General features: G+C 44.5%; 8 protein-coding genes. 3 read left to right on the forward strand and 5 right to left on the reverse strand.

Annotated elements, in window-relative coordinates:
- Nucleotides 1-190 precede the first annotated feature (190 nt).
- Nucleotides 191-1,630: a tagaturonate reductase gene (locus B5F71_RS16740; protein WP_022039143.1), complete on the reverse strand. Its 1,440-nt coding sequence runs from the start codon at nt 1,628-1,630 to the stop codon at nt 191-193.
- A 301-nt stretch (nt 1,631-1,931) separates the two neighbouring features.
- Between B5F71_RS16740 and uxaC the strand changes: the two genes are divergently transcribed.
- The gene (gene uxaC / locus B5F71_RS16745) at nt 1,932-3,338 is read left to right on the forward strand and encodes a glucuronate isomerase (RefSeq protein WP_087212575.1); all 1,407 of its coding nucleotides are present in this window, start codon (nt 1,932-1,934) and stop codon (nt 3,336-3,338) included.
- A gap of 105 nt (nt 3,339-3,443) precedes the next feature.
- Nucleotides 3,444-4,250 (forward strand): MBL fold metallo-hydrolase, encoded by an 807-nt coding sequence (locus tag B5F71_RS16750; protein ID WP_087212578.1) that lies wholly within the window; start codon nt 3,444-3,446, stop codon nt 4,248-4,250.
- A gap of 328 nt (nt 4,251-4,578) precedes the next feature.
- Here B5F71_RS16750 and B5F71_RS16755 read toward each other — a convergent pair whose 3' ends face one another.
- From B5F71_RS16755 to B5F71_RS16770, 4 genes are all read right to left on the reverse strand, one after another.
- Nucleotides 4,579-5,721: a DUF362 domain-containing protein gene (locus B5F71_RS16755; protein WP_087212580.1), complete on the reverse strand. Its 1,143-nt coding sequence runs from the start codon at nt 5,719-5,721 to the stop codon at nt 4,579-4,581.
- Between the two features lie 125 nt (nt 5,722-5,846).
- Complete coding sequence (locus B5F71_RS16760) at nt 5,847-6,749, reverse strand: metallophosphoesterase (protein ID WP_239414095.1); 903 nt, start codon at nt 6,747-6,749, stop codon at nt 5,847-5,849.
- Nucleotides 6,750-6,969: 220 nt separating this feature from the next.
- Nucleotides 6,970-8,394, reverse strand: coding sequence for a hypothetical protein (locus tag B5F71_RS16765; RefSeq protein WP_087212581.1), 1,425 nt, complete (start codon nt 8,392-8,394; stop codon nt 6,970-6,972).
- 51 nt (nt 8,395-8,445) lie between these two features.
- A complete protein-coding gene (locus tag B5F71_RS16770; protein WP_087212584.1) occupies nt 8,446-11,097 on the reverse strand; it encodes a TonB-dependent receptor in 2,652 nt (883 codons plus the stop codon).
- A gap of 275 nt (nt 11,098-11,372) precedes the next feature.
- On the opposite strand from B5F71_RS16770, the gene B5F71_RS16775 reads away from it, so the two are divergent.
- Nucleotides 11,373-11,837, forward strand: a complete 465-nt coding sequence (locus tag B5F71_RS16775) for a GNAT family N-acetyltransferase (protein WP_087212588.1) — start codon at nt 11,373-11,375, stop codon at nt 11,835-11,837.
- The last annotated feature ends 131 nt before the right edge of the window (nt 11,838-11,968 follow it).

The raw sequence follows: 11,968 nt of genomic DNA on the forward strand, positions 1-11,968 counted from the left end.
CGCATAAAGTCATAGGTTTTATTAAGTTATTTCTTTCATTTACAAATTTAATAATTCTCTTGGCTTTATGCTATTTTGCTAGCACATTACAAACATAGGAACTAAGAAACTTGGACCCATAAAAAAGAAGGGAAGTAAAAATCACTTCCCTCCCCCACATGGAATTTCTAACAATTAAGTTAAGGCACTATTACAGAATCGACTTCACAGTTTCCAACATACCTTTTTCCTGAATGCTGTCCAAATCAGCTTTTACGGCTGCGGTCAATCCCGGAATCTGATTCAAATCTTCGCCCCAAATAGACTGTGCCGCCAATACACCTTCAGCAATCTTTTGTGTATCGCCAGTCGCCCACAGCTGCTTCAGCAAATCCATGATTTCCGGAGCATCATTCGGAACGATTTCAGCACCGTCTTCGCGTACGCCGCCTTTATAATAAGTAATGATAGCAGCCAGTCCCAATACCAAGCCTTTCGGAAGTTCACCCTTACGTTCCAAATATACCTTCAAGCCAGGCAGGTCACGAGTCTGGTATTTCGGGAATGAGTTCAGCATGATAGAGGTCACTTGATGGTCAACGAACGGATTGTTGAAGCGTTCCAGTACATCATGAGCGAATTGTTCCAATTCAGCCTTCGGCAAATTCAAGGTTTCCATCAGTTCGTCAAACATCACCTTGTGGATGAACTTGCCGATAACCGGATGCTGGCAAGCGTCGCGGACAATATTTACTCCCGACAGATATGCAACCGGTGACAATACGGTATGCGGACCGTTCAGCAACGTAACTTTTCTTTCATGATACGGAGCTTCAGACGGAACGAACAATACATTCAGACCTGCCTTGTCTGCAGGGAATTCTTTTGCCACTTCTTGCGGTGCCTCGATTACCCACAAATGGAAAATTTCACCCTGTACCACCATGTTATCATCATATTGCAGTTTTTCTTTGATAGCATCAATTTCCTTGCGCGGGAATCCCGGAACGATACGGTCTACCAAAGTAGCATATACACCGCAGGCTTTTTCGAACCAATTCTTGAAATCCTCGCCCAAATTCCACAATTCAATATACTGATAAATGGTTTCTTTCAGCTTATGCCCGTTCAAGAAAATCAATTCGCAAGGGAAAATAATCAAACCTTTTGACATATCACCATTGAATGTCTTAAAACGATGATACAGCAATTGGGTCAGTTTACCCGGATAAGAAGCAGCAGGAGCATCATCCAGTTTGCACGAAGGGTCGAAAGCAATACCTGCTTCGGTAGTATTCGAAATCACAAAACGCATCTCAGGCTGCTCGGCAAGTTTCATAAACTCGTCAAATTGACTGTATGGATTCAATGCACGGCTTACTACATCAATCAATGTCAGACTATTCACCACCTGACCTTTATCAAGTCCCTGCAAATTAACGTGATACAAACAGTCTTGATTGTTCAGCGTATCAATCATACCTTTACCCAAAGGCTGCACAATGACTACACTGCTATTGAAATCTGTCTTCTGGTCCATATTATAAACAATCCAGTCGACAAACGCACGTAAAAAGTTACCTTCACCAAATTGAATGATTCTTTCAGGACGAACAGGCTTGTTCGCATTTTCTTTGTTTAACGGTCTCATACTTTGTATTTATTTTTAGGTTTACTGTTGCATACAATACATATTCAAGTTCAAATCACCTTCACAAATGGTAAAAAATATTTATCTAGCACATAACCTGCCCATCAACGAAGTGATTAATTTTACTAAATATTCGCTGCAAATATACGAAATATTTTGTTATTCCAAATAAAATTTCTATTTTCGTGTTCGATAACGGAGAATAAAACGATATTTGTGTTGTTCAGCATAAAAAATCGTTCCAGCAATTAGAAAAAGTGAAAATACCTAACAAAAAACATAAACCAAAAAGAAAACTTATATGAAAAAATTTATGGACGAAAATTTCCTGTTGAAAACAGAAACTGCACAGGAATTATACCACAACCACGCTGCCAAGATGCCTATTATCGATTACCATTGCCATTTGATTCCGAAAATGGTAGCCGATGATTATCAATTCAAGTCAATCACAGAAATCTGGCTGGGCGGTGACCACTATAAATGGCGTGCTATGCGTAGCAATGGTGTAGACGAACGCTATTGTACCGGAAAAGACACCACAGATTGGGAAAAATTCGAGAAGTGGGCAGAAACTGTTCCTTACACATTCCGTAACCCCTTGTATCATTGGACTCACCTGGAACTGAAAACCGCTTTCGGTATCGATAAAATCCTGAACCCCTCTACCGCACGTGAAATATTCGAAGAATGTAATGCCAAATTGGCTACTCCTGAATACTCTGCACGCAACTTGATGCGCCGCTACCACGTAGAGACCGTATGTACGACAGACGACCCTGTAGATTCTTTGGAATATCATATCGCAACACGCGAAAGCGGCTTTGAAATCAAGATGCTTCCGGCTTGGCGTCCCGATAAGGCCATGGCTGTAGAATCTGCAGCCAACTATCGTGCTTACATCGAAAAACTGGCGGAAGTGAGCGGCGTAAACATTTCTTCGTTCGATGACATGATTGACGCTTTGCGCAAACGTCATGCATTCTTTGCAGAACAAGGATGTAGATTGTCAGACCACGGAATCGAAGAATTCTATGCTGAAGACTATACAGATGCTGAAATCCGTGCGATATTCAATAAAGTATACGGCGGCACGGAATTGACAAAAGATGAAATCCTGAAGTTCAAGTCGGCTATGTTGGTTATCTTTGCCGAAATGGACTGGGAAACCGGTTGGGCACAACAATATCACTACGGAGCTATCCGCGACAACAACAGCAAGATGTTCAAGTTATTGGGACCGGATACCGGTTTTGACTCTATCGGTGAATTCAACACAGCCAAATCAATGTCGAAATTCCTCGACCGTTTGAACTCTGAAGGCAAACTGACTAAAACCATCCTGTACAACCTGAATCCATGCGCGAATGAAGTCGTTGCTACCATGCTGGGCAACTTCCAGGACGGTTCGGTACCGGGCAAGATTCAGTTCGGTTCGGGCTGGTGGTTCCTCGATCAGAAAGACGGTATGGAAAAGCAGATGAACGCGCTTTCACTGCTGGGCTTGTTGAGCCGCTTTGTAGGTATGCTTACAGACTCACGTTCATTCCTGTCTTATCCGCGTCATGAATACTTCCGCCGCACATTATGTAATTTGTTAGGCAATGATGTTGAAAACGGAGAACTCCCGGAATCAGAAATGCCGCGCATCCAGCAAATGGTAGAAGATATTTGCTATAACAACGCAAAGAATTATTTCAATTTCTAATCGTTCTTCATAAATCAGATTTTGCATGAGAAAGCCCGCTATTTGGCGGGCTTCTTTCTTTTTCGTATCTTTGTCCGCTCCTAAAAACAAAAAGACAGAAAGAACATGAAGGTACAATTTATGAGCTTAGGTAGCGGAAGCAGCGGAAACTGTTATTATCTTGCCACCGAGACATGCAGTATATTAATAGATGCCGGAGTAGGCATCCGCACTGTAAAGAAAATATTCAAGGATTACAACATTGACATGCAGTGCATCCACGCCATCTTTATCACACACGACCATGCCGACCATATAAAAGCTGTAGGCAACCTTGCCAAACGGTATAATATCCCCGTCTATGCCACACAGGCTATCCACAAAGGTATGGAGCGCAGCTACTGCATGACCGAAAAACTTTCGGCAGACTGCATCCGTCTGATAGAAAAAGAAAAAACTATCAGCCTGGGTGATTTCACCATAACCTGCTTCGAGGTGCCTCATGACGGTACTGACAATGTGGGTTATTGCATAGAAACAGGCGACAAGACTTTCGCCTTTCTTACCGATATGGGCCACATTACCCCTACAGCTGCTTCATACATCGAACGTGCCGATTACCTGATTCTGGAAGCCAATTACGATGATGCCATGCTGCAGATGGGACCTTATCCCCCTTATCTGAAAGCACGTATCGCCGGGCCAAACGGACACATGAGCAACCGTGAGGCAGCCCAGTTTATTGCCGAGCACTTTCCTTCCCACCTGAAGGTACTTTGGCTTTGCCATCTAAGCAAAGACAACAACCATCCGGAACTTGCATACAAGACCGTAGAGCTTGCCTTGCGCGAACAAGGCATCGTAGCAGGACGCGATATACAACTTTGCGCACTAAAGCGCACGCTGCCTTCAGAGTTGTATACTTTCGAATAAGATTGTCTGATTCTGGAAAAAGTCCCACAGATAGATGCGCCGACACATATAGGTTCATCTGCTGTAAGATTATTAATCTTACACCAGACGAAGCTATCTGCGTGCGTTGAAGCAAGAAGATAATAACGACAACCTTTTATACCATGCGCGGTATGAAATTGTGTATTTTAATAGGACACAGAAGACACGGAAAGGCACAGACGAACACAGATTTTTATATTTTCCTTCTGTGTATTCTTGTGTAGTCTGTGTTCTATGATAGCATCAACAAAATGCACAAATCTATATTGCGCATAGTATAAATCAGCTAAACGATATGTATCAGGAGCTATCTTACACGTACCAATTCATAATCACGGTTGCCCAACCCGATTTTTTCAGCATGAGCCAAACACGTTTTATATTCCGCGTTCGGATTGGTATTGTCGAAATGGTCATGATGGTCATGAAAATGAGGACTTGCCATTTCATCCGCCAACTGGCTATCGGGCAAAGGAGTCTGTTTCAAACAAGCGTCTACACATGCCTGGTCTAAAGCCAACGGGTCGAAAGATGCGAACATGCCCACATCGGGTATAATCGGAGTGTCATTGCCCGAATGGCAATCACAAGTCGGCGAGACATCGCACACCAACGAGATATGGAAGTTTGGCCTGCCATAAACTACGGCTTTCGTATATTCAGCCATCCGGCAATTCAGCTCTTTGATTGCCGCATCTTGGGCAAAGCCGATTGCATCAAAATTACATGCCCCAATGCAGCGTCCGCAACCTACACAGTTGTCTTGGTTGATGGACATCTTCTTTCGCCCTTTGTCAAAAACAAGACCGTCATTCGCACATTCGCGCATGCACCTCTTACACCCCCTGCATGCATCCTGATTGATAACAGGCTTTCCGTTGCAGTGCTGGTCTTTCTTTCCGGCTCTCGACCCGCATCCCATACCGATATTCTTTATTGCGCCTCCGAATCCGGTCATCTCATGCCCTTTGAAATGAGTGAGTGAAATAAAAATATCGGCATCCATTACGGCACGACCGATTCTCGCTTCTTTTACATATTCACCTCCAGCCACAGGCACCGCAATGTCATCCGTTCCTTTCAGGCCATCGCCGATAATCACCGGACAGCCTACGGTCAAAGGCGTAAAGCCATTCTCCCATGCACAATACAGATGCTCAATGGCATTCTTGCGGCTGCCCGGATACAATGTATTGCAATCGGTAAGGAATGGCTTCCCGCCACATTGTTTCACCATATCCACTACAGCCCGCGCGTAGTTCGGACGAAGGAAACTCAAGTTCCCCAGTTCGCCGAAATGCATCTTGATAGCGACAAACTTTCCGTCCATATCTATTGTATTCAGACCTGCTGCCTTTATCAACCTTTTCAGCTTGTCAGCAGGCCCTTCATCAGGTTTGCACCGGAAATCGGTATAATAAACCTTGCTTTTTGTTTTTACTTCATCCATTGTCTTATTCCTTTTGGTCGATACCGCAAAGATAATCGAAAATCACATTACAGGCAATAAAAAAGCAGATTAACACAAATCCTTCCAATCTGCATTAATCCGCTTTCTTATTATATCACAATGTCTTATTTCGTACGGCGAACCGTATGGAGCACTTTCCCGTCCTTGTCCATCATGTGTAGGCAAAGCTCGTGTTTGTCTACCGTAATGAGCGAGAAACCTGTCGCACCGCTGCAGAACTGCGTGCCGTCTACCGGTTTCACTTCGCGTGCCAACGAGCCGGAAGTGTTCACCACATAGTCAATCTTGCTGTCCGTCTTACGGATGTGCTGGAAGTTATGGATATGGCCACATACGTACATGTCTACATTGCCGTGCTTGCGCAAAATAGAGTCTACCCGCTTCTGCATGTCCGTCCGTTCGCTATCGTTCTTATCGGTATCGGCATAGATGGGGTGATGGCCTACCACCATTACCCAGTCTTCTTTAGCCGAAGTCAATACCGAATCCAGCCATGCCAGCTGCTTGTCCATATCTTGTTTGCCTGCATCTGGATATTTCTCGGTATCTTCACGGTATTTGTCAAGCAAAGGTGGCGTATCAATCATCACCAAGCGGATAGTCGCCCCGTCTTCCTCCATCACCTTTGTATAATAACGTGCCGGCATCTCCCACCGTGCGCTGACATTGCTATAATCCAACACCGCCTGCGTATTGCCCCGATACTCATGATTCCCTAAAATGGGATACCAGGGCAACATCAAATCGGGATGGCTGTATATCAGTTCGTAATTGGTCATCCACAAAGGGTCTTGCACACTGCGCACCCCCTCGAAATGATGCACGTCACCGGCAGCTACTACAAATTCGATATCAATCGTTTCTGCCATTTTACCCATCAGTTCGGCTATCGGCTTCTGGTCATAATAACCGTTGCGCCCAAGGTCGTTTGCCAAATAAAAATTAAGCGGTTTTTCCAAAGATTTCCACGTTGCCGCATCTTGCGCGAAAGCGACTACAGCCGCCATTACCAGGAATAAAGAGATTCCTATTTTCTTCATTGATTTCATTTGCTTAAAGATAAATGTTGATTAATAATTATGCGACAAAATTAGGAGACAATTCTGAATTAAAACTGAAACCTCCTGCTGTATGTCTTAATAAAAAATCCGGGTACTGGAGTTATTTCCGGTCCCGGACCTTTTAGGAAAAAAGAATGTATATCAGAGTTGTATCAGAGATACCGCATTATTCCCCATATGCACCATAATGAGCGGCAACTGCCGGTGAAGTATAAGTTTCGCCGTTAACGGTCAGGCCGGTTGTCGAGAAGTAAGGAGCGGCAAATGCCTCTGTACCATCACAAGCACCCGTCAGAGCCGGAGAGCCTGCCTGCAAATGGAAGTCCCAAGCATCGTTGTAAACATAGTCGGTCAAACCTACACCATTGATGTCGAAACCAACAAATTGCGGATCTTTCAAATCGTTTTCTGTAGCGATAACGCTATGCACGTCTACTACCCCTACATTGTAATCTTCGTGTTCATAGTTATAACCTTGCCATGCGTATGCCACACCCGATTCGTCTTCACCATCCCATACAATATCACTCGGTTGGTTACCCGATGCGTAATAGTTGTAATCAATTACAGAATCGTCATCGTAACCTTCTTCGGGGTCGTTCGGAATGTCAAAGCTCGGAGTCATCGCACGGAACTTGCAATTTACCATTAAGTTATTGAATACATTAGCCAAGATATTCTTCTCTACATAGATGCAACCGCCTTTTTCACCGTCGCGTCTCCATCCTGCATTGATGATAGTATTGTTGTAAGCTTGAACCAAAGCCTGGGCACGGTTTTCGCTCTGACCTGAACTAGAGAGCTTCAAGCCGTTGGTGTTCGGGCTGAACATCACGTTTCCGGCAATGTCTACCTTGCAACCTGCTTTCACGTTTACAGCCTCAGCACCATCGAATCCGTTAGCGGCAAAGACATTGTTCATAATAATCGCTTCACCACCCATCAGATAAATGCCATCCGACCATCCGTTACGCAAGATTGAATTCGTAATCACGTATTTACCATTGATATTATTGGTAGTAATCTGCGGATAAGCATCGTCACCGGCGGTATACACACCCGAAGTTGCTGCAGGAGAACCTTCTACTACCTGACCACCGGTATATTCTATGATTGTATGGTCAATCAACATTTCGCCACAAGTTTCCGAAGCTACAATACCCCCCCAAAGACCTGCAAAAATATTCGCCTCTGTGCGGTCGGCTTCAGGAATAGAAAAACGAACAGGTTTTTCTTCTGTGCCTTCGCAATACAAGTTTCCATTTACCGTAAACTCTACAGGCACATGGTTCGCTCCTACACCGGCTGTGCTGGCGATGATTTGGACACCTTCTTTAATAATCAATGTTTTGCCTTCGGGCACCGTGTAATGATTAGTCAGGTTGATTATTGTATCAACCGGCCAAGTCACCGTATTGGTATTGTTCCATTGGTCTTCCAGACTTACAGGACCTTCCGGATCATCGCCATTCGGTTCATCCGGTTCTTCTACAGGAGGATTCTGCGGTTCGTTCTCATCATCACTACAAGCAGCGAAGAATGATACGCTCATCAAAGCTGCACCTACGAATAAAAACTTCTTAAAATTCATAATTGAAAAGATTAAATGTGTTTGTTAGTCAATATGTTCTGTTTTTCTTTTTTACAATTTATACCTTACACCTAACATAATGGTCTGTCCGTGCCATTCTTTACGCTCGATAACATTGCCATTATGACGTTCATAATCAATGTTTGCCGTGCGAGGTCCGTTCTGAATGTAGCGGTACAAGGGCACATCCAACAGATTGGAAGCTTTCGCAAATATATTCACGCCACATTTGAAGCTCTTCTCTACCGATACGTCCAACTGGAAATAGCCGTCTTCCCAAATATCATTATCATACCAGTTCGAAATATCACTCAGACGTTTGCCTGTATAGCTTCCGGCGATTTGCCCTTCCCATCCATATTTCGTGCTCTTGAAGAGCAAGGAAAGATTTGCCACGTGGGCAGCTTGACCAAACAATGGACGAGATTGTTTTTGAGTCCTTACTTCCGAACCTTCCATGATGCGTTTATCAGTTGTTATCTTCGAGTGTGTATACGTATAGTTCGCTTTGATACCGAACCAATTGAAATATTTCATAATATCCACTTCCACACCCAAATTGGTTGCATCGCCAAAGTTCATCGGTTGGTAATACGTATCCTGACCCTCGTTTATCAAACCGTATTCAATCGGATTTTGAATATTCTTATAAAACAGGCCGACCATAAACTGCTCCGAAGACTTCGGGAAAAATTCGTAACGCAAATCCACATTATCCGCAACCGTATGCTTCAAGTCGGGATTACCTTTTTCCTTATAGTCTTCGTTGATAATGCTATAAGGCACAATTTCGAAGAAGCTCGGACGATTGATGGCACGGGCGTATGAGAAACGCAAATTGGCATTTTCGTGCACATTGTATTTTGCGTGGAAACTGGGCAATACATCCGTATACTTTTGATTGCCTTCGGGGTCTACATCACGCGGGAATTTCAATACATATCCCTGATTGGTATGTTCCACACGGACACCCGCTATCAATTCCCATTTATTATAGGTATATTTCACCATGCCATAGCCTGCCCCTACTTTTTCTGAAGCGTCATAGTTGAGCGGGTCGCCGATATTACCATAACGGCGCGGTGTAATCAAGATTTCATCGAAATTATTCCAATCCTCGCCCAAATATTGCGGATCCTTGCTTCCGGTAGCCGAATCGAAAGTATATTCATTGAAGAAGCTGTCACGTTTCTTATCACGATACATACCTCCTATGGAGAAATCGAACACCGGACCTCCGTCCAGCTGCCACTTATAACTCAAGTCTACATATCCCGCCTTGTCTTTATCAGAATTGTGTTCCCACCGGCGTGTAGCCGCACCCGATGTCTGCAGGTGTGTCCCTTGCAGGAATATTTCCGCATTGTCCGGCGTTTCACTATAAGCTTTCGAAATGACCGCCGACCAATTCAGTTTCAAGGCTCCGCCTTCTAAGAACTGATGTTCACCTTTCAGGGTTGAATTGATAATGTACTGGCGGTTCCACTTCATCCGGACTGCACGTTCCTGATCGTCCTCCCCATCACGTACTTCCGCTTCACGCATGTCCATATAGCCATTGTACCAAGTCAACTTATGGTTTTCGTTGATGTGATAATCCAGCTTGGCATGGGCACCGATACGGGTCTGTTGGGTGGAATAATTACGGTACACGATACCGTTATGCGAAGTTCCGGGCTGATAATAAATTTGGCTCTCTTTGCCACGATACGTATTCAGATAACTTCCCGCCAACATCACGCCCAGCTTGTCATCGAAGAAACGGTCTCCATAAGAAATGCCTGCTGTAAGGTCGGGCATCGGACGCTTCCATTTCATCCGCAAGTTCGACATCGTGAAGTTATCCTGTGTCACCTGATAATCTTCCGGTTTCCCCATCGCTTCGTATGGCGAATCTTTCACTATGTCCCCGTAGTCGAACGACTGGAAATCGCGGTCGAAATACATAGCGTTATAACCGGTAGAAATGCTTGCCGTGAACTGACGTTCCGTAGGCGCATCTTTCATCACCAGATTGACCGCACCGCCGATGCCGTCGCCTTCCATATTGGCAGTAAGTGATTTGGTCACCTCCAACCGGTCGAGCATCTCAGAAGGGAATATGTCAAGAGGCACGAAACGGTTCTTATTATCGGGACTTGGAATCTTCACCCCATTAATTAAGGTATAATTGTAACGCTTGTCCATACCGCGCAAGATAGCATACTGCCCTTCCCCACTGCTGTTACGCTCGATCGTCACACCCGACATACGCTGGATTACATTCGCGACAGTGATATCCGGAGAAAGCTCGATGGCTTTTGCACTCATCACGTTCACCACGTTCATCGCCTTACGCTCGATGGCGCGTGCACCAGCTTCACTTCGTCCGGGATTGGTAGCCACCACGGTGACTTCTCCCAGCAGCACATCATCACTTGCCAATGGTATTTCTATATCCGAATCCTTCGAAGTGACCTGCATTTCGTAGCTCTTATAACCAATATATGTACAGATAATCGTAAACGTCGGACGGTTCACCGACAGACTGAAACTTCCGTCAAGTCCCGTCACTGCGCCTTTCGACGGCTCTTCCTTCACCACGACTGATGCACCGATAATCTCTTCACCGGTCTTTGCATCTTTTATCTTTCCTTTGATGTCCATCGCATTGGCACTGGCTGCCGTGAGCAACGCCAAGCCCAAAACAACTCTCTTTCTCATAACAATCTTTTTCCCTTTTTGCTTGTTTGACGCCGCAAAAGTAGAGGCAATGTTTTTCAAGACAGTTTCACAAATGTTTCATTTCCGCTACACATGCGAAAGAGGTGCGAAAAGAGTGCTTTTTGAAGATTTTTTGAAGACGATATTACATTCGTGTTACAAATTCAGACCATGTATGACAATTTTATAGTGCATGTGACATTTTATTCAATATAAAGGACGAGAATCGGTACAATCTGATACTTTTGCAATTCGAAACCATGCCTTTTATTTATATGAAAACTATACGAAAAAGCCAGCAGACTGACTGTCTTACCATTTATAATTTAATATGCGATATGGAGGCCCAAACGCTTCCGTACGAAACATTCGAAGAAATTTACTCCAGACAATTGGAGAACGACTGTTACATTTGCTTAGTATACGAAATAAATGGAGAGGTGATTGGCTGCATCAACCTGCGAATGGAATACCAGCTGCACCACGCCGGACGGATATGCGAGATTATGGAATTGGCGGTACGCTCCGACCGCCGCAGCCAAGGCATCGGCAGATGTCTTTTCAATGCTGCTTACAATGAGGCAAAAGCCCAAGGTTGCCTCCAGATAGAAGTGTGCTGCAACCAACTGCGCCTCCGTACCCACCGTTTCTATGAAGTGTGCGGAATGCATAACTTCCACTACAAGTTCTCACTTAGCCTTACCCAAACGGGTGATTACGACAACAAACTGGGGAGGTGAAATTATCATTTTCACGCCAACAATTAGAAGCTGTTTTGAATTTATCGTGCGATGATTTGGGATGAGTTTTTGAGGCATTTCCGCTTCTGTGATGAGGAAGATAGCGGGCTATCTGACGAAGAACAGGAGCG

The sequence above is a fragment of the Bacteroides sp. An269 genome, from assembly GCF_002159755.1.
GTDB classification, from domain to species: Bacteria; Bacteroidota; Bacteroidia; order Bacteroidales; family Bacteroidaceae; genus Phocaeicola; species Phocaeicola intestinalis.